This window comes from Flavobacterium sp. LC2016-01 (assembly GCF_009711135.1).
GTDB lineage: Bacteria > Bacteroidota > Bacteroidia > Flavobacteriales > Flavobacteriaceae > Flavobacterium.
In genome coordinates, this window is record NZ_WMIC01000006.1 from 1 (window position 1) to 21,479 (window position 21,479).

Below are 21,479 nucleotides of genomic sequence, written 5' to 3' on the forward strand. Positions count from 1 at the left end.
CCAGAAGGATTTACAGTTGCTGTTAATTGTAAAGTTTGCGAAGCACCGTTCAATAAAGCGCCTACAGTCCATAATCCTGTTGCAGAATCATAATTTCCAGAAGTAGCACTGTATGAAACATACGTATATCCAGACGGAAGCAAATCGGTTACCGTTACTCCATTTGTGTCCTGAGGTCCTGCATTGCTCACTTGTACACTGAAAGTTACCTGCGAACCAACAAGAGGTACAGTATTATTTACAGTTTTAGTAATTGATAAATCAGCTGATTGCAGAATTGGAGCAGTCGCAACTTCTGCATAATCATCTTCGGTAGTGACAACATTATTCGGAGTTGAATCAGGATCTGGTAAATCGCTTGCCGTTACTTCAGCAAAATTAAGATAATCTCCAGCAGGGTTTACAGTTGCCGTTAACTGTAAAGTATGAGAAGCGCCGTTTAATAAACTTCCAACAGCCCATAATCCTGTTGCCGAATCATAACTTCCGGCGGTTGCACTGTATGAAACATACGTATATCCAGACGGAAGCAAATCGGTTACCGTTACTCCATTCGTGTCCTGAGGTCCTGCATTGCTCACTTGTACACTGAAAGTTACCTGCGAACCAACAAGAGGTGCAGTATTATTTACAGTTTTAGTAATTGATAAATCAGCTGATTGCAGAATTGGAGCAGTCGTAACTTCTGCATAATCATCTTCGGTAGTGACAACGTTATTCGGAGTTGAATCAGGATCTGGTAAATCACTTGCCGTTACTTCAGCAAAATTAAGATATACACCAGAAGGATTTACAGTTGCTGTTAATTGTAAAGTTTGCGAAGCACCGTTCAATAAAGCGCCTACAGTCCATAATCCTGTTACCGAATCATAATTTCCTGCAGTTGCACTGTATGAAACATAAGTATATCCTGATGGAAGTAAATCAGTAACAGCCACTCCAGATGTTGCCTGAGGGCCTGCATTGCTTACCTGAACACTAAAAGTTACTTGCGAACCTACTAATGGTGTTGCGTTATTTACAGTTTTGGTAACTGATAAATCAGCTGATGGAGGGACTGGAACCGTTGAAACTTCGGCATAATCATCTTCAGTTGTAACTTGATTATTAGGCGTTGAATCAGGATCTGAAAGATCACTTGCAGTTACTTCTGTAGTGTTTGTATAATTTCCGGTAGGATTAACAGTAGCCAGCAATTGAAGTGTTTGAGAATTTCCATTGACTAAATTCCCAACATTCCAAATACCTGTAGCCGAATCATAAGTACCGGTAGATATTCTATATCCAGTAAATGTATAACCTGACGGAAGCAAATCAGTTACCTGAACACCATTATTATCTTGAGGGCCATTATTGGTAACAATAATTTCAAAAGTAACTTCGGATCCAACAATTGGAGTTGTATTATTCACCGATTTAGTAAGAGACAAATCTGAAGATTGCTGAACAGGAACTGTTGTTGCAGTTGCATAATCATCCTCGGTTGCAACACCATTATTTGGAGTTGAGTCTGGATCTATTGTATCGCTGTTTGTGATTTCAACTATATTAGTATAATCTCCAACAGCGTTTACATATGCATTTATTTGTAAGGTTTCGGATTCGGTGTTTCTTAGAATATCCAATGACCATATACCCGTAGTGCTGTCATAAGTACCGCTGGTGGCATTAAAGTTGAAAAAAGTATAACCAGATGGGAGCAAATCAGTAACAGTAACAAATGAAGCATCTTGAGGTCCATTGTTAGTGGTTATAATTTTAAAAGTCACTATTGAACCCACTAATGGTGCAGTATTACTTACCGTTTTTGTTAAAGATAAATCAGCAAGTGGCTGAACAGGCGTTAGCAAAACACTATCTTCATCGTCCTCACTCTGATCTCCATCGTCATTATTTGGTGCACTGTCGGGGTCGGGAAGATTGCTTGCTGTTACTTGTGCAATATTTAAATAGTCACCCGTAGGAAGTACTTTGGCATCAATAATTAGAGATTCAGAAACTCCAATATCAACAGTTCCGACATTCCATATTCCTGTAGTTTCGTTATAAAGACCTGCAGATGAACTGAAATTTACAAATTGATAGCCAGATGGAAGCAAATCGGTAACCTGAATTCCGGTCGCATTATTTGGCCCATCATTCTTGATAACGAGTTCAAAAGAAACTTGACTTCCAACCACAGGGCTTGTATTTCCGGTAACCACATTTTTAGTTAGGGATAAATCTGCAGTTGGGCCGATAAAAGTAAAAGGAGCATTGCTTTCATCATCTTCACTTTGGTCGCCATCATCATTATTAGGAGTACTGTCTGGATCATTAAGATCACTGGCTGTTATTTGCGCAATGTTTAGATAACCGCCCAATTGATTTACAATGGCCCTAAAAGTTAAATTTAAGGTCGCTCCATTTGCCAAGGCTAAATTTTGCCAAGTGAGGGTTGTATTGGCAATATTATAAAATCCTCCATTTGATACTGACCCCGGAATTAAAGTAAATCCTTCAGGAATAATATCTTGTACACTAATTCCTGTTGCATTTCCGGGACCCTTGTTGAGAAGAGCGAGTGTAAATTCTACTTGATCTCCTGAAGCACCACTTGTGGGTGTAACGGTTTTGGTCAGTTCTAAATCAGCTGATTTTAAAGTTATATTTGCACTTGCTTTATCATCTTCAGGTAATCCATTGCCTGGCGTACTATCAGGATCAAATTGATGCGCGGTTTGTATTTCAGCAGTATTGACATAATTAGCAGTAGCAGCTACATTAACTTTTGCAGTAATTTGTAAAGCAAGAGAGTTTCCATTATTAAGATTGCCAAGATTCCAAATACCGGTAGTGTTATTGTATTTTCCAGCTCCATTATCACTTACATAAGTATATCCCGGCGGAAGATGGTCTGAAACCGTTATTCCTGTTGCGTTGCTAGGTCCGCTATTGGTGACTCTAATGGTGAAAATTACATTATCATTAATACTGACCGAAGTAGGCGAAACTGTTTTTTGAAGTGATAAGTCGGCCACATCTAAAACTACAGCTGCATCGTCCTGATCATCTTCTGTTGCAATACCATTATTTGGTGTACTGTCAGGGTCAAATTGATCTGAACCAATAACTTCTGCAGAATTCACATACGGTCCACCAGCTCGAATTGTAGCTTTAAAAGTCAAATGTAATGTACTGCCGCTTGGAATAGTCAGTCCAGTCCAAGTAATTGTATTATCTCCAACATTATATTGTCCTGCCGAGTTAACGGACCCCGGAACAATCACAAATCCTACAGGGATATGATCTCTTACGGCAACATTAGTTGCTGTTACTGTGCCGCCTTGTGCATTGTTGTTGTTAAAGACATCTATATTGAAGGTTACGATATCGCCAACACTTCCTGTTGTTGGTGTAACTGTTTTATTTAATTCGAGATCTGCAACTGCAAGTATTGTAAGGTTCATAGTGTCTGTTGAAATAGCACAGTTTCCGTTACTAATATTCCATTGCAGGGTGTAAATACCAGGAATAGTTCCGGTAACAGCTGTAGTTGGACTTGTAGGATCTGTGAAACCTATTGTACTTGGTCCTCCAGTTTGTGTCCAGGTTCCAGTGCCTATAGTTGGTGCAACAGCATTTAGATTGATAGGTGAGAATTGAGGAACAATTTGATTTGGTCCTGCATCAGCAGTTGATGGATTTTGATATATCGTTACGATTACTGAATCTTGAGAAGTACAGCCATTTAAATTTAATGTGGTAGTGGTCCAAAGAAACTCATATGTTCCCGGAATAAGATTAAACATTAAAGAGTTTTCAGTATTTGGCGAAGCTATATTCGCGGTATTTGGCCCAGAAACTTGAGTCCATGTTCCTATACCCGATGTTACAGGTACAGCATTCATCGTAACACTTGTTACATTACACTGCTCCTGATCTGGTCCCGCATCTGCAATAGACGGCGGTGTATCATTAAAGATTATATCAACAGTATCTGAAGATGGCTGGCATAAAGAAGGATTAGTAAAAGGCCCATTTGTAACCGTCCACGTTAAGGTGTAAGTGCCTATTTCTACGTTTGATAATGTAGTAACTGGACTGTTAGGATTGTCAATTACAGCACTTGAGCCCGCAGGCTGCGCTGTAATAGTCCAAGTTCCAATACCAACTGTTGGTGGTACAGCAGCCGTTTTATAAGTTGTCTGACAAGCGACTGTATCATCAGGTCCTGCATTTGCTGTACTTGGTGGTGCATTCATTTCAATACGTACAATGTCAGAAAGTGGTCTACAAGTATTACTTTCAAATACCCATTCAAGAATATAAAGTCCGGGAACAGTCAGATTTGAAACAGTAGTTAATGGCGCTGTAGGAGTGTCAATAACAGCAACACTTCCTGCTGGCTGATAGACAAATCTCCATTCGGCCACAGTCACATCTGGAGGAGGAACGTTTCCGCTCATAGCTGTAGTTCCTGAAACATCACTAATACATAAAGTCTGATCAGGTCCTGCATTTGGATCGATGCTTGCACCGCTAAAAATTGTAATATTTACAGAATCTGACGTTCCAGCGCAAGTAGTACCATTTGGAAATGTGGTGGGAATGGTTGTAAAAGTAAAAACATAATCATTACCAGGTACGACAGTTGCATTTGCAATATAACTATTAACTTTAGGTTGGGTGATGGTAACATCATTTGGATTTCCAGTAGTGCTTGTTAGTGTCCACGTTCCTTGTGAGTTTTCACCTGCCATAAGCTGTACGCTGGTAACATCACAATAGGTTTGGTTAGTACCTGCTTCAGCAGGTGTGTCTACAGTTACTACTACATCATCAAAAGTACCTTGACACAAAAAGATGCTTTTTGCGGTTACGGTCCATCTAAATGTATAAGTACCCGCAATAAGACCGTTAATTACAGTATTAGGATCAGAAGGATTAACAATTGTAGGCTGATTTGGAGCGCCTGTAAGTACTGACCATTGTCCCAGTTCAAAAAAACTGTCGTATGTACTTCCAGCCATTGTAACTGTATTATTATTACATACATTTTGATCTGGTCCAGCCACTGCCTGATGAGGTGGAATTCCAATGGTTAAATTAACATCATCAAATGCTTGACCGCAAATGTTGGCATCAACTGTCCATCTAAAAATATAATAACCACTGTAATTAAAGGTAAAGACAGCATTGGGATCATGTATATCGCTAATTGTATAATTTCCAACACCTGAAATTCGAGTCCATGTGCCTATAGATCCTCCACTTTGTGTTGCAGCCATTGTTATAGTATTACCGCAAATTTCCTGATCAGGGCCTGCATTAGCTGCTGGAGGTGTTTCTGCTACGGTTACAGAGACACTGCTTTCGCTAGGAAGACAAGTCCTAAGTCTTGCAGCAATTGTCCACGTAAATACGTAGGTTCCGTTTCCGGGAACTGTTACTGCAGTATTAGGATCATTTTCATCGTCAATAATAACTCCGGCTGATGGCTGTACTGTCCATGTTCCAAATTCAGTAGGTGCTGTTGTATTACCGCTAAGGTTAAAAGTTGTTGTTCCAGAAGTATAGCAAGCATCTGGTCCTGCATCCGATGGTGTGGGAGCAAGAAGATTGCTTGTTTGTATGATTAGATTATCTGTAACTGCCGATCCACAGGAGGGTCCTGGATGTAAATAGGAAACTGACCATTGTAGTTCATATGTTGATGAAGGAGTCAGAAAACCACTTGCAACAGCATTGGGATCATTCACATTTGAAAATGTGATAGGATCTGGTCCTGAAACTTGACTCCAAGTTCCAATTTCGCCCGGATCTGGTTCAATTGCGGCAAGATGTAACTGTAAATTGGTACAGATTATTTGATCTTGACCGGCATTAACGTTACTAATTGTACTGTCAGAAACATATACAGTTACTGTAGAAACTGAGAATCCGCACGTCGCACCACCACCTTTCGTTATGTATTGAAAAACGTAAGTACCAGAAATAAGGCCGCTCACTTGTGTGTCAACTGCAAAATTATCTGCTACTATGGCCGTATTTGGACCGCTGAGCTGACTCCAAAAATGCAAGCCGACATCGGTATTGACGCCGGAAAGAATAGTTTGAGTATCACCGCAAGGCAAGCTAACGTCAGTTCCGGCGTTAGAAGGTGTAGGCTCACCAGAAACCAAAACATTTATAGTGTCAAAACCGTAATCACATTCTACCGTTAATGCTCCAGTTTGTTTACGAATAAATTCAACAGTATAATCGCCAGGTGCAGTCAGTGTTAATGTCAGTGAATTTCCTGTATCTTGTAGTGCGGTCGGGAATGGCCCTAATGGTGAAAGTGCTGGGCCACTAACAATTCGGTATTGATTAGATCCTGTTCCGGTAACGGCAAGCGGAATTGTAAATACAGTTGCATTACAGCTTCCTACAATATCATTTCCATTATTCGCAACAATCGTTCGCGTTGGCCCATTGTACTGTACAACATAATCTTTAGTGAAAATACAGCCTGTATTGTTATTGGTAAGTGTATAACGGAATCGGTAAGGACCTCCTGATGACGAAATATTAGTGACTAATGTGGTTGGGTTTGTAGGCGAAACAATTACGGCTCCCGTATCTCCCTCGATTTGTGACCAAGCGACAGTTTCACCGGCATATAAAGGAGTTTGTGCAACAAGCGTAACCTGATTTATAGTATTGTCACAAAAATATATATTTTCGTCTCCGCCTGGCAGCTGTGTTACATCTTGCGTTGCCGGTGGTACGGTAATTACAACTAAATCATTGCCAGATGCACAAGCACCGGTTACAGTCCATCTGAAAGTGTAAGTTCCTTCAACTAAATTTGAAATTCCTGTATTATTTGAATTCGGATTAGCTATAGTTGGCGTATTAGGTCCTGAAACAAAAGTCCATTGGCCGTTTTGTCCATTAAGGCCACATCCGCCATAAGATCCGATAAGATTTGTTGACTGAGTTGTAGTATAACAATTGCTTAAAGTCTGATCTGGTCCAGCTGTCACGGGTTTAAATCCTCCATAATTGGTAACAGTAATCTGCGATGTGGTTCGGCAGCGCTGTCCAGGTGCAAATTCTGGCCCTTCAATAACCCATTGAAGTGTCGTAACCCCGCAGCTCGTAGCTGGCAAAGTTATAGTTGAGGTTGCTGAATTTGGAAAATTAATTACAACACCGGAATTATTTGCGCCAACTATTTCCCAATAACCAGTTTCTCCAGTATTTTGAGGAGCGTTCCCAATAATCGCTAATGTACCATTATTGTTAGGACAGCTTGTAATATTGCCTCCTGCATTAGCAATTGTTATTGGTTTGACATTGACTACCTTATCTTGATATGACAAAACTCCGTCTCCACAAGTGGCACTGTATCTAAATATATAAGTATTTCCTCCAGTATATCCTGATATACTTGTACTTGGGCTGTTTGGAGAATTGATAACAACAGCAGGTCCAGATATCTGAGTCCATAAAACTGTACCAATAATCGGGCTTGGACTATTCCCTGTCAAAACTAAAGCATCAGTTTCACAAATAGTAGTGTTGAGCACTCCTGCATTTACAGTACAGTTTTGAGCATTTGCGCCTATTGTACTTAAAATTATTAGAATAATTGCTAAATACAGTTTTTTAGAAAAATTAATAACCGCAGGATATAAGTAAAATTGTGGCATAAGCAATCAGAATTTTAAAGGCGGCAGAAATGACTTTAAAACCGTCTTAAATTAATAATTACATTGTATGAATTAACTATTGCGTTGTGTGATTTGCAGGTTGCGATTGAAATGTATGGGTGGGATTCTCAAAGTTATAAAAAGTAGAAGTGAGATGGGGATTTTTAATGTTTCAAGTTATAAAATGAAACAATAAATTAGATATTGCAACATGAAAATGAGCTATTAATGAAGGTCTTATGTAAATTAAAGTCTGTATAAGGCTTATTTTTTAACAAATCGAAATATAAAAAGGTGTTATGAATATTTCTATAATTATGTAAAAAGGGAAAAAACTTCAGAAGAAAAATGCAATTAAAGGAGTTTAAAAAGGCCCCCATTTTCTTTAAGAAAAAAATAACAGACACAAACTCAATTCTAATGTTATTTTAATGTAGCGCCGAAAATTTCGTTCTAACTTGCGCCCTTATTAAGAATAGAAAAATGTTGAGTAAAATTAAAAATAGTATCTTTTGTAAATGCATTCATGCGTTGCTGATCGGGTACTTTTTAATGAACAGTATTAATTTTTCTGGAACATTTGCAAGAATTGTAAATAACAACACTGAACAGCATTCTGTAAAAGGAATAACTTGCAATTTCTTAAAAAAAATATTCAAATGTGACAGAATCTCTGAAGAATTAGATGATTACGAGACAAAAGAATCAAAAACAACAAAACAAGCTAAAGGGATTCCATTATTCGAATATATAATTCCTTTTGATTCCTCAATAGCCCATCTGTATTTTCAGGTTAATGCTAAAGGCAATAAATATATCAATAATCCAATTTTTTCTTTTGGATTTCATGGCAAAATTCATTTGCGTCCTCCCCAAAACATTGCATAAATAGTATTTTTTCTGATGCAAAAAATTATGTACTAAATCCCTAGTATAAGTTTTTTCGTATGTTAATAATTATCTATTAATGTAATATTTATACATAAATTCATGACACCTTTTAAACGTTTTTACAACCTGCTTACACTAGATAAGCGCGATGTATATCAAATTATATTTTACGCCGCATTTGCCGGTTTAGTAAACCTTTCTCTTCCTTTGGGAATTCAGGCTATTATCAATTTTATTCAAAGCGGACAGCTGAGTGTTTCTTGGATTGTCTTAGTAATTCTGGTAACAATCGGAGTTGGTTTTGGCGGTATTTTGACTATTCTGCAGCTCCGAATTGTGGAGAACCTGCAGCAGCGAATTTTTGTGCGTTCCTCTTTTGAATTCGCGTACAGAATGCCTTTGATCAAATTCAAAGAAATGTATTCTGAATATGCTCCCGAAAAAGCAAACCGTTTTTTCGACACTTTAATGGTTCAAAAAGGAACAGCAAAACTGCTTCTTGACTTTTGTACTGCTTTTCTGCAGGTTGGTCTGGGTATCATTTTGTTAGTATTATACCATTCTTTCTTTATGGTAATCGGGCTTTTGTTTATAGCTATTTTATATATCATTTTCAAATTTTCATATAAAGATGGTCTTGAAACGAGTCTTAACGAATCAAAATTCAAATATAAAGTGGCGGCCTGGATTCAGGAAATTGCCAGAAACCGAGAAAGCTTTCGCAGAAAAGGCGGTTTTGAATACGCATTGAAGCGTAATGACGGCTATGTAACACAATATGTAGATAACCGTGAAAAGCATTTTCAGGTTATGAAAAAGCAATACATTCAGCTTACTATTTTTAAAGTTATTGTTACGGCTGCCTTATTATCAATTGGTGGTTTTCTGGTAATTCATCATCAAATGAACATTGGGCAGTTTGTAGCAGCTGAAATTGTTATCGTGTTGCTGATCAATTCAGTAGAAAAAATCATTTTCGGACTGGAATCTTTCTATGATGTTTTAACTTCTGTAGAAAAAATTGGACAGGTTACCGATATGGAAACTGCATGTATTCCCGAAAAATCAGCAATAAATGAAGGCGGAATTACAATCGAAACCGAAAGTGTTGCTTATAATTATCCAGATCACAATAAAAAATCGCTCAAAAATATCAACCTGAAAGTCAATCAGAGCGAAAAAATAATATTACGCGGAACGAACGGTGCCGGAAAAAGTACACTGCTTCGATTGCTTGCAGGATTGCTCGAGCCAGAAAGCGGCGCAATGTATGTGACAGATACTTTTATGAATCGTCTCGATGAAGACAGTTACAGAGCACAGTCTGGTACTTATTTACAAGGTGATACACTTTTTGCAGGTACAATTCGAGAGAATATTCTTTTTGGTAATGAAGCATTAAATAATGATGATCTAAAATGGGCTTTAGACAGCGTTGGTTTGACACCAGATATTAAAACGTTCCCTAACGGTTTGGAACATCAGGTTCATCCGGGCGGGCATGAACTTTCGGCTTCAGATATCCAAAAAATATTGCTTGCCAGAAGTATCGTTCATAGACCTAATATATTATTCCTTGAAGATCCAGTTGATAAAATGGACGAACTGACATCAGGAAAAATTGTTGATTTTTTACTTTCTGAAGAAAATGACTGGACGGTAATCGTAACTTCTAAAAATGATATTTGGAAGAACAAATGCGACCGTATGATAACGATTGACGACGGAAAAATTATTAACGACATAAAGCTATAACCATGCTCAATATATCTAAAGATAATAATATACTTATAACTCCGGGAAAGTACACGTCTATTACAAACGTTGCCCGAAGACCTCATTATAAAATTTTAAACAGAGTCATAATCGGATTTTTATTGTTTTCTGTTGGATGTCTTTTTCTTCCTTGGACGCAGAATATTTCAGGAAGCGGTTCGGTTACCACATTAAAACCAGACCAAAGACCACAGACAGTACACAATGCGATTGCCGGAAGAATCGAAAAATGGTACGTGCAGGAAGGTGATTATGTGAAAAAAGGCGATACCATTGTTTTTATTTCTGAAGTAAAAGAAGATTATTTGGATCCAAATCTTGTTGGCAATACAAAACAGCAGGTTGATGCCAAAAAAATGGCAGTTGCTTCGTATGGCGATAAAGTAAATTCTCTTGAAGTTCAGGCGAAATCGCTTAGTACAGAAAGGGAATTGAAACTGCAACAGGCTCAAAATAAAATAAAACAGTCACAGCTGAAAATCAAAAGTGACAGTATGGATCTTGAGGCTGTGAAAACGCAATTGCGAATTGCCAAAACACAATTTGACCGTTCGACCGCTTTGAATAAAGAAGGTTTGAAACCAATGACAGATGTTGAACAAAAAAGATTGAAACTTCAGGAATCTGAAGCGTATATCATCACACAGCAAAATAAACTTTTAAGCAGTAAAAACGAATTGATAAACGCAAGAGTAGAAATTAACCGAATTTCGGCTGAATATGCTGAGAAAATTTCGAAATCAGCAAGCGATAAATTCACAGCTTTAAGTACGCAATATGATACAGAAGCTCAGGTAAATAAGTTAGAAAATCAGTATACAAATTACCGACTTAGAAATGGTTTATACTATATCACTGCACCACAAAGCGGTTATGTAAACCGTGCTTTATTGGCCGGTCTTGGCGAAACTATTAAAGAAGGAACTCCAATTGTGAGCATCATGCCGTCAAGTTATGATATTGCGGTTGAAACCTACGTTGATCCAATCGATTTGCCCTTAGTACATCGCGGTGCAAAAGTTCGTGTATGGTTTGACGGTTGGCCAAGAATCGTCTTTTCAGGATGGCCGGGATTATCTTATGGTACTTATGGCGGACGAATCGTGGCAATTGAAAATTTTATCAGTTCCAATGGAAAATACAGAGTGCTTATTTCACCAGACGGCGAAGATAATAAATGGCCAAAAGAATTGAGTATTGGAGCAGGAGCACAAAGTATTGCTTTATTAGAAACGGTTTCTGTATGGTATGAAGTATGGCGAAACCTAAATGGTTTTCCGCCAAATTATTACAAGGCAGATGAAAAAGAGGCAAAATATGGCAAAGACAAAAAATAATTTGAAATACGTTGCAAGACTATTTTTTCTCTTGTTTTTATTCGGATTTTCTGTTTCGTACAGTCAGGATTTTAATAAAGAAGAATTAAGTTATGACGAATTTTTAGGATATGTAAAAAAATATCATCCACTGGTAAAACAGGCCAATCTTGAAATCAGTATTGCTCAGGCGGCGCTTATGGTGGCGCGCGGTGGATTTGATCCAAAAATAGAAGTCGATTACAGCAAAAAAGAATTTAAAGGAACCGAATATTATTCGCTTTTAAACAGCAGTTTTAAAATCCCGACTTGGTACGGAATCGAAATAAAAGCTGGTTTTGATGATACTGACGGGCAATACTTTAATCCGCAGAACAAAACTCCTGAAGCAGGTTTGACTTCTCTTGGCGTAAGTGTTGCTTTAGGACAGGGAATGTTCATCAATCAGCGAATGGCCGATGTCAGGGAAGGGAAATTACAGCTGAAATTGAGTGATGCACAACGAAAACTGAAAGCGATTGAAGTTTTATACAAAGCCAGCGAAGCGTATTTTGAATGGAGAAAAAGCTATAACGAAGCAGCGCTTTACAACCGATATTTAGGTTTTGCAAGCACTCGTTTTGCAGGCGTAAAAAAACTGATTGAATTAGGCGACGCTCCGGCAATTGATAGTGTTGAAGCCGGAATTACAGTGCGAAACAGACAGTTGAATGTTGAAAATGGAAATCTGAAATTAGCTAAAGCAAAATTGTATCTGTCCAATTATTTATGGATTGAAAATGTTCCGGTTGAATTAGATGAAATGGTCAAGCCAGAAGAAAACCTGATTCAAACATTGGAAACAACATTAAAAACTGATGCCATGATGGTAAGTGTTGAAAGTCTGGAATCACATCCCAAACTTCAGGCTTTAGAAACTAAAATGGATATGCTGGAAATCAACAGGAAACTAAAGGCAAATTCATTGCTTCCAAAGTTAAATGTCGGTTACAATTATATTTCGGAGCCTTCTTACTTCAGTTCTTTTAATGCCGATGATTATAAGTTCAATGTCGATTTCAGTATTCCGATTTTCTTGAGAAAGGAGAGAGGAAGCTTAAAATTGGCAAAATTTAAAATTCAGGATATTCGGTTTGATATTGAACAGCAAAAACTGGAACTTAAAAATAAAATTAAAGCACAGCAGACAGAAATAGCGTCTTTAAAAAGACAAAAAAAGGTGATCGATAATCTTGTAAAAGACTATTTGACGATGCTGACTTCAGAAGAAAAACTGTTTTCATTCGGAGAAAGCTCTATTTTCCTGATTAATTCCAGAGAAAATAATCTGGTAAGTGCAAAATTGTCGCAAATCAGCATCGAGAATCAGTTCTATATTTCAAACGCTGAATTATATAAAATACTGGCAAACCCAGATTAAAAATAAGTTTGTTTGGTTACTTAGTTGTTGGTTATATTGAAGAAAACAGCAGTAATTTTTTACTGCTGTTTTTGTTTTTAAGGATGATTAAGTTTTGTATATGGCACACAGATGACGCAGATCAAACGGATTTTTATATAATATCAGTGAAAATCCGTTTGATCTGCGTCATCTTCGGGCTTATTAAAATAGTCATCTTACCACAATTTATGCGGAGTTTTGGCTGAAATGCTTTATCTTTATCGGCTTTTACCACTTACTAAATGAGCATAGAAAACCCAATTCCAGACAACGAATTTGAACGTTTAGCAGCCTTAAAACGTTATAATATATTAGATTCTCTTCCTGATCATGCTTTTGATGACGCAACAAAACTTGTTTCCTATATCTGCGGCGTTCCCATTGCTCATATTTCGTTTATAGATGAAAGCAGGCAATGGTTTAAATCTGAAATTGGAATAGGAGTTTCAGAAGTACCGCGAGAAATCAGTTTTTGCAAATACACTATAATGGAATCAAAATTGGTCGAAATTAACGATACTTTTTTGAATGAACGTTTAAAAGACGATCCTAATGTTACTGGCGGTTTCAAAGTAAGATTTTACGCTGGAGTGCCTCTTACAACACCAGACGGTTTTAATATTGGAACCATCTGTGCGATAGATCATGTCACTAAAACATTAGATGAAAATCAGCGAAATGCACTTTCGATTATTGCAAAACACGTAATAAATCAGTTAGAAATTCAAACAAAAAATATTGAATTAGCGGCGCAGAAAAAAATTGCCGAAAGAGCCGTTTTTGCCAAAGACAGTTTCTTGGCCAATATGAGTCACGAAATCAGAACGCCATTAAATGCAATTATTGGTTTTACTGATCTTTTGGCACAGACAGAACTCGATGAAACACAGCGCGATTACATTGACAGTGTTCAGATTGCAGGTGAAAATCTACTTTTGATTGTAAATGATATTCTGGATCTTTCTAAAATTGAATCTGGAAATTTGACCATTGATGCAGAACCATTTAATTTAAAAAAGACATTGAAACATGTCTATAATTTATTAAAAGTAAAAGTTCCAAAAGAAGTAGAATTCAATCTTTTTTTAGATGCCGATATGCCAGACACTGTTGTAGGCGATCAAGTGCGTTTGAATCAGATTTTGGTGAACTTGATTGGCAATGCACTTAAGTTTACGCATGATGGCGATGTTACGGTTTCAGTAAAAAAAGTGGAGGAAACCGATGATCATTATGCATTGCGATTTTCGGTTAAAGATACCGGAATTGGTATTCCAGAAGCTAAACTGAAAACTATTTTTGAACGTTTTACTCAAGCAGAAGAAAGTACAACACGAAGATTTGGCGGTACCGGACTCGGGCTAAATATTGTAAAACAATTAGTTGAATTGCAAAATGCTAAAATTGAGGTAAAAAGCAAGGAGGGAAGAGGTTCAGAATTTTTCTTTGTCATTTCGTACAAAAAAACATCTGCGGTAGCATCGACTGTAAAACCTTTATCAAAAAATGAACTCGGCACTTTAAAAATATTGCTTTGCGAAGACAATGTTTTAAACCAAAAATTAGTGCGAAGCGTGATTCATAATTTTGGTTTCGAATTGGATATTGCCGAAAATGGCGAAGAAGGAATTGAACTTCTATCACAAAATAAATATGATTTAATTCTGATGGATCTGCAGATGCCGGTTAAAGACGGTTACCAGACAACAGAATATATCAGAAATGAAATGAAATTGAATATTCCAATTATCGCAATGACCGCGCACTCGCTTGTAGGTGAACAAGAACGCTGTTATAAAGTTGGAATGGATGCTTATGTGCCAAAACCTTTTAAACAGCCAGCACTTTTAAAAGCGATAAAAGCGGTAATGAGCAAAGATCCTGAACAGGCAAAAAAGAGAATTATTGATTTTTCTATTTTAGACGAAATGGCCTGCGGTGATTTGAATTTTAGAAAAGAAATGATACATCTTTTTCTAGAAAAAATTCCGAGTCAGACAGAACAATTAATCGAAGCATTTAAAAATAACGATCATGATACTACAAAAAAACTGGCGCACAATATGAAAGCCAGTTTAGATATTTTCATGCTGACAGATCTTACGAATTGTTTAAATATTGTTGAAGAAGAAGCTTCATTAGGTGAATTTACTTCAGAAACTGCCGATAAAATAAACATTGTACAATGTGGGATTGAAGAGACCGTTAAAATCTTAAAGGAGCTTTGATACCAAAGAAATAAGCCTTAGCTTTACAATACAAGGATAGTATAAATTGAATTTTGCCTCCAAATACCACTACCAATGAGAATAATTTTAGCCGAAGATAATGATATCCTACGCAAATCATTGTCTTTTTTCCTCGAGTCCAAAGGATTTACTGTAGACCAGTTTTCTGACGGAAAAGATGCGCTTGATGCCATCAAAAAAAATAACTACAACATCATTTTGACCGACATAAATATGCCTGGCATCAGCGGAATGGAAATTACGCAATATGTCAGGGAAACTATTAATTCTGATATTCCCATAATTATACTTACTTCTTCTGGCGTTGAACAGACGGAACTGGACTCTTTTGATATTGGTGCCAATGAATTTATTGCAAAACCAATTAGTCCGGCTGTTCTTTTAGTGCGAATTAATAAGCTATTAAAAATCAAAGCTTGATGAAGTATCTATATTATTCAATCATAATGTTATTTGTTTCTTCCGTTACTTTTGGACAAGAAATAAATATTGATGCTGTTCTGACAAAGGCAAAACAAGAAACAGAAAAAGGCAATTTTGATAAAGCGCTATCATTAATTGCGCCTTTACGTGCAAAATTTCCCGAAAATGAAGATATTCAGGTTTTTGAAGGACGAGTTTACAGCTGGAAAAAAGACTATCCATCTTCAATAAAAATATTAACACCGTTAACAGATAAAGCAAATCCAAATCCGGATGCTTTGCTGGCTATTATCAACACTTATTTTTGGTCAGAACAATATGAAAAATGTATTGTTTACTGTGATAAATATTTAGCAATTGACTCAAAATCTGCAGATGTTATAAAGATTAAAGCGTCCTGTCTTGAAAAACTGAATCGTGATCAAGAAGCCTTAGAAATCATAGAAAAAGCATCTTTGGCAGACAACAGTACACAGCCGTTTAGAGGGATTCGCACGCTTATTGGCAAAAAAGCTAAAAATGCAGTTTCGGCTTCTTATCTTAATATTTCTACTTCAAATCCGGGGCAGTCGCCTTTGCACTATGGCTATGTCGAATATTCGCATAAATTCAGCAGTTCAGCAATTGTCGGTAGAGCAAATGTTGGAAATGTAAACAATGATACCGAAATGCTTTTTGAAACTGATTTTTATCAGACCTTCAAAAACAAAAGTTATTTGTATGCAAACGCAGGTATTTCAACAGGTCAAACTGTTTTTCCTGTTGCAAAAACGGGTTTAGAATATTATTTCGCGCCGGTTAAAAAATTTGATTTTGCATTCGGAGTCCGATTCATGCATTTCGATTCAGATGATATAACATTGCTTACAGGTCAAATTGCTTATAATTCGGGCAGTTATACCTTTGCTTACCGACCTTATTATGATACAGGAAATGCTTTGTTTTCGCATGTTTTAAGTGTTCAGAAAGTTAATGAGGAAAAAGAAAATTTGATCCGATTTGAACTTCAATACGGAACTGTTCCGTACTTATATCTCTATAATGGTTTTACACAGCCTTTAAAAGCGTATCGCGCTGGTCTGCAATATCAGCATAGAATTGGCGAATCGTTTTTTGTACGCCCTATTTTTTTATATGAACGAGAGGAATATGTTCCTGATCAATACAGAAATAGGTTCAATGTGCAGTTAATTGTTACTAAACGCTTTTAATTATGATGAAAGTTTGGGAACTATATGAAAAAGGCGATTGGGTTGTACCATTTCTGATTTTTTCGATCAGTTTGTTTGTTGGTGCTTCTTTGTTTTTGTATCTGATTATTATTTGGAGCCGAAATAAAAAAATAAAAAGAGCCCGACTTAAAACGGAGTACAGTTTAGTAATCGAAAAAATGATGTCGGCTGTAGTTTTTGAAGATGTTTTATTTTCTGTTTTAAAAGAAGATAAAGAGACCAGTTTGCTTTTCAAAAAAGCCTTTTTTAGAGAAACGGTAACAGAAACGATTATAAATCTTCATAAAAATTATGATGGCGTTTATGCCCAAAAATTGGAACAGTTTTATAAAGACTCTGGATTAATTAACGATTCGTTCAAAAAACTTAAAAATCTGAGCTGGGAAATAAAATGCAAAGGAATTACGGAACTCTCTGAATTTAATATCACCGAAGCATTTGACAGTATTATTGCATTTTCTAAAAAGAAAAAGAAGACATTAAAAATCACTGCAATTAACGCCGGTATTAAACTTGCCGGAATAAAAGGTATTGTAAATCTTGTAGAACATCCTGATCCTATTGACGATTGGACGCAAGTCAACATTATTAGTGCTTTTAAAAAACACGACATAGGCGATACAAAAGGCGTTGAACTTTTATTAGAATCAAAAAACACAACTGTGATTGCACTCGGATTGAAACTTATTAAAGAGCTGAAGCTTACACAGAAAGTTAAGTATGTAGCGCAATTGATTGATAGAGCTCCGAATACAACAATCAAATACGAAGCGCAGAATGTATTACAGTCATTAACTGTTTAATTATAAGCCAATGGATTTTTTAAATAACGAATTAACATGGTTTCTGGATTTATACATCGTCCTAATTTTGGGCTATGCGATCTTGATCATGTCTTCGTATCTTATATTAGCCTATCTTTCTTCAAAAGCACTTACAAGCTATCTTAAAAAAAATAGTTTTGTTGATTATGATGTGCTTCTTACAAGCGAATTTGCTCCAAAACTTTCTTTAATTGCGCCAGCATACAATGAGGGTTTTACAATTGAAGAAAATGTAAAGTCGTTACTTTCTTTAAATTACAATAATTATGAAGTTATTGTTGTCAACGATGGAAGCAAGGATAACTCAATGGAAATACTGATTAAAACATATGATCTAGTTTTAACCGAATTTGATTTTCATGAACAGATTGAAACCAAAAAACTAAAAGGAATTTATACGTCCAGAAACGCTGCATTTAAAAAATTAATTGTAGCCGATAAAGAAAATGGCGGCAAAGCCGATGCCTTAAATGTTGGATTAAATATTGCGCAAAATCCGTATGTAGTTTGTATTGATGTCGATTGTATTTTAGATAAAGATTCGCTGTTAAAACTGGCAAAACCATTTTTAGAATCGTACGGAAAACGTATTATCGCAACAGGCGGTGTGGTCAGAATTGCAAATCAATGTGTGATCAAAAATGGACGTTTGGTCGAAGTCAATATTCCCGATAATATGATTGCGAGGATTCAGGTTTTGGAGTATTTAAGAGCTTTTCTTCTGGGAAGAATGGCGTGGGGAAGGCTCGACGGACTTTTGCTCATCAGCGGTGCGTTTGGTGCTTTTGATAAAGAAATTGCTTTGCTGGCTGGCGGTTACAGCACAAAAACAGTAGGTGAAGATATGGAGCTTGTTGTGCGCATGCGCCGTTATATGCTTGAAAACAAACTGCCTTATTCGGTAAGTTATATTCCAGATCCACTTTGCTGGACAGAAGCTCCTGAAGATTTTAAAATATTCAAAAAACAGCGAAGCCGATGGATGAGAGGAACAATTGAAACACTCAGTTTTCATAAAAGAATGTTTATGAATCCGAAATACAAATTGTTAGGAATGCTCAGCGTGCCTTATTGGGCATTATTTGAATTTCTGGCTCCGGGAATTGAATTTATTGGTCTTGTAATAACACTTGTATTTATACTTTTAGGTTTGCTGAACTGGCATTTCTTCCTTTTACTGGTACTTTTTGTGTATACTTTTGCCGTTTTCTTTTCGGTTTTGGCCCTTTTTAGTGAAGAACGAACTTTTCACAAATACCCAAAACACGTTGATTTTTTTAAACTGCTTTTGGCTGCTTTTATTGAGCCGTTGTATTTTCATCCCTTAACGGTGTATTCGGCCTTAATTGGTTATAAAGAAAAAGTAATGGGAACCAAAGGATGGGGAGAAATGACCAGAAAAGGATTTACGAAGAAAGAATAAATTCGGAATTAAAGATCAAGATTAATTATAAAAAAAGCTGAAATTGTAAAATTTCAGCTTTTTTATTAGTGTTTAAATTTAAAAATTTAAGGCATAAATATAATCGTTCCTCCATTTGCAGAAAGTTCCAGATTATAAGAAACATTTTCTAGTTTTTTAGTGTTGAATTTTGATTCCTGACCTTCGCCATCACTTATGATAGAAACATTTTTGCCTTTCAGCATTGGTAAATTTACAGTAATAGTTTTTGCTTTATTTTCACCATTGATGGCAGCAACGTACCATTTTGTATTTTTTCTGCGGGCAATTACGCAGTATTTTCCAGGGTAACCGTCAATAAAAACGGTTTCGTCCCAAACGGTTGGAACATTTCTTAGGTAATCAAATAAGTAAGCTGGTTTTTCAGTTAAGTTTTCTGGTGTTAATCCCCAATGCTGTACGGCCGAAAAGAAAACAACTGCTGTTGCCATTTCAAAAGCATCTGTAGTTTTTCGGATAGTGCCTTTATTTGCTTCACGATTCAAACGTTTATTTAGAAAAACAGGCCCAAAATCCATTGAAGCAACTGTGTTTCTTGTAAAAGGATAAATGGTTGCTGTTGAAGGATATCGATCACTGAATGCCTGCTGGAAAACTAAATTTTCAGAGGCAAGAACTGCTTCACTGGTCATATAATTTGGATACATTCTTTCCCAGCCTCGAGGCAGCGTTGCACCGTGAAAATTGATGTTCAGCCCAAATTCTGTAGCGTCAGTAAGTATATCATGATAGAGTTTCATGGTTTCCTGTTTGTCTCCTCCAAAAAAATCTATTTTTAAGCCTTTTACGCCAATTTGCTGCAGCCATTGCATTTCTGCACGTCTGGCTTCTGATGTATTCATTTTATTTTTTGGCGTCTGCGGCGCTGTATTCCAATTGCCATTAGAATTGTACCAAAGCAAAACACCTACATTTTTTGATTTTGCATAATCAACTAATTCGGCCATTTTTTCTTTTCCAATATTCACGTCCCAAAGCGCATCAATTAAAATATACTCACATTTCATATCAGCTGCCAAATCAATAAAAGTTTTTTGGTCATTGTAGTTGCAACTTTCATCCTGCCAGACAATCCAGCTCCAGCTTGCACGGCCGGCATTGAATATTTTTGAAGTTTTTACGAGTGGTTTTACAACATCTGTTGATACAGTAGATTCAACAATTGGTTTTAAAGTTTTGCCCACTGTAATAGTTTTCCATGAAGTCTGCATTGGAAAAACTCCAGAAGCTGTTGTTACTCCGTTATGATTGTTTTCGCCTTCTTGTGGAAAACTAATTGTATAAATTCCATCTGAAGATGCGTCGCTCAATCGAGTTCCGGGATAATTACCGCTGATACCAGTTTCTGAAATTAACAGCCAGCCTTTATCTTCAACATGAAAAAGTGCCGGAAAAGTAAAACCTAAACCATATTGCGATTTTGTTGGAATAGGTTCTTCTCGTGTGTATTCTTCTTCATAGGATGGTTTTGTTTTCTCCCAACCGCTCAACGGAGGCGCTTGTGGTGTAATAAAAGTAGTTGATTTTAAAGGCAGTTTAAAACCAGTAATTTCTTTTTCTATAATACAATTTCCGCTGTTTTTTTTGCTTTTCGGAATCAAATAGCTAAAAGCAATATCGGTATTGCTAACTCTGAAAATAATATTTATAGTGTCATTATTCGTGTTCGTAAAGCTGTATTTTATTTCATTTGCTTTATAATTTACCTGACTAACTTTAGAGCGGTCTAATTTATACGATTCTTGAATTTTGGCTGTTTTACTGCCAATTAATTTAAGCCCTTTGGTAAAATCACCAGCAGAACTTATTAATCCTAAAGGTGAGGTATCGAGGAATTTCTCATTTTGGAAAAATACTTGATAATAAGCAAGCCCGTCAACTACAAAAACTTCAAGGTTTAAATTTTTATCGGGGCTTAATGTCGAATGTTTTTGCGCTTGAAGCGAATTTGACATGGTAAACAGGAGAAAACTAAGAAAGAAATATCTCATTTTTTGCGGTATTTTGGTCGGTTAGTAAAGTTTGCTGTTCAAAAAACAGTAATAAGTGTAAAAATAACACTATTTTTGAAAAGAAAAATTTTGAGAAGGAAAGTATTTGAAAAATTTCAAATATTTAGAATGGACTAAAAGTTCAGATAGGAGGGAATGCAGGCTTAAACAAACATTTTTAGGTTTACAATTAAG

At 36.5% G+C, this 21,479-nt stretch carries 11 protein-coding genes; 9 read left to right on the top strand and 2 right to left on the bottom strand.

Annotation, left to right across the window (positions count from 1 at the left end):
* A partial coding sequence (locus GKZ88_RS13185) for a DUF11 domain-containing protein (RefSeq protein ID WP_155102832.1) occupies positions 1–7,679 on the bottom strand: 7,679 nt, incomplete at its 3' end.
* 552 nt (positions 7,680–8,231) lie between these two features.
* Between GKZ88_RS13185 and GKZ88_RS13190 the strand changes: the two genes are divergently transcribed.
* The 9 genes from GKZ88_RS13190 to GKZ88_RS13230 all read left to right on the top strand — a co-directional run bounded on the left by GKZ88_RS13190 (position 8,232) and on the right by GKZ88_RS13230 (position 19,254).
* The gene (locus tag GKZ88_RS13190) at positions 8,232–8,567 is read left to right on the top strand and encodes a hypothetical protein (RefSeq protein ID WP_230392520.1); all 336 of its coding nucleotides are present in this window, start codon (positions 8,232–8,234) and stop codon (positions 8,565–8,567) included.
* 102 nt (positions 8,568–8,669) lie between these two features.
* A complete protein-coding gene (locus GKZ88_RS13195) occupies positions 8,670–10,325 on the top strand; it encodes an ATP-binding cassette domain-containing protein (RefSeq protein ID WP_155102834.1) in 1,656 nt (551 codons plus the stop codon).
* Positions 10,326–10,327: 2 nt separating this feature from the next.
* Entirely contained in the window at positions 10,328–11,683 is a 1,356-nt protein-coding gene (locus GKZ88_RS13200; protein WP_155102835.1) for a biotin/lipoyl-binding protein, read from the top strand.
* A complete protein-coding gene (locus tag GKZ88_RS13205) occupies positions 11,664–13,082 on the top strand; it encodes a TolC family protein (protein ID WP_155102836.1) in 1,419 nt (472 codons plus the stop codon). The genes GKZ88_RS13200 and GKZ88_RS13205 overlap by 20 nt, the downstream gene beginning before the upstream one ends.
* Positions 13,083–13,345: 263 nt before the next feature.
* Positions 13,346–15,331 (top strand): ATP-binding protein, encoded by a 1,986-nt coding sequence (locus tag GKZ88_RS13210; RefSeq protein WP_155102837.1) that lies wholly within the window; start codon positions 13,346–13,348, stop codon positions 15,329–15,331.
* Positions 15,332–15,406: 75 nt separating this feature from the next.
* Positions 15,407–15,772 carry a response regulator transcription factor gene (locus GKZ88_RS13215; RefSeq protein ID WP_155102838.1) on the top strand — a complete coding sequence of 122 codons (366 nt, stop codon included), beginning with the start codon at positions 15,407–15,409 and terminating at the stop codon, positions 15,770–15,772.
* Positions 15,772–16,986 (top strand): YaiO family outer membrane beta-barrel protein, encoded by a 1,215-nt coding sequence (locus GKZ88_RS13220; RefSeq protein ID WP_155102839.1) that lies wholly within the window; start codon positions 15,772–15,774, stop codon positions 16,984–16,986. The genes GKZ88_RS13215 and GKZ88_RS13220 overlap by 1 nt, the downstream gene beginning before the upstream one ends.
* 2 nt (positions 16,987–16,988) lie before the next feature.
* Positions 16,989–17,810 carry a hypothetical protein gene (locus GKZ88_RS13225; protein WP_155102840.1) on the top strand — a complete coding sequence of 274 codons (822 nt, stop codon included), beginning with the start codon at positions 16,989–16,991 and terminating at the stop codon, positions 17,808–17,810.
* Between the two features lie 10 nt (positions 17,811–17,820).
* A complete protein-coding gene (locus GKZ88_RS13230) occupies positions 17,821–19,254 on the top strand; it encodes a glycosyltransferase (protein ID WP_155102841.1) in 1,434 nt (477 codons plus the stop codon).
* 86 nt (positions 19,255–19,340) lie between these two features.
* On the opposite strand, the gene GKZ88_RS13235 is transcribed toward GKZ88_RS13230, so the two are convergent.
* Positions 19,341–21,284: a glycoside hydrolase family 97 protein gene (locus tag GKZ88_RS13235; RefSeq protein ID WP_155102842.1), complete on the bottom strand. Its 1,944-nt coding sequence runs from the start codon at positions 21,282–21,284 to the stop codon at positions 19,341–19,343.
* Positions 21,285–21,479: the final 195 nt, after the last annotated feature.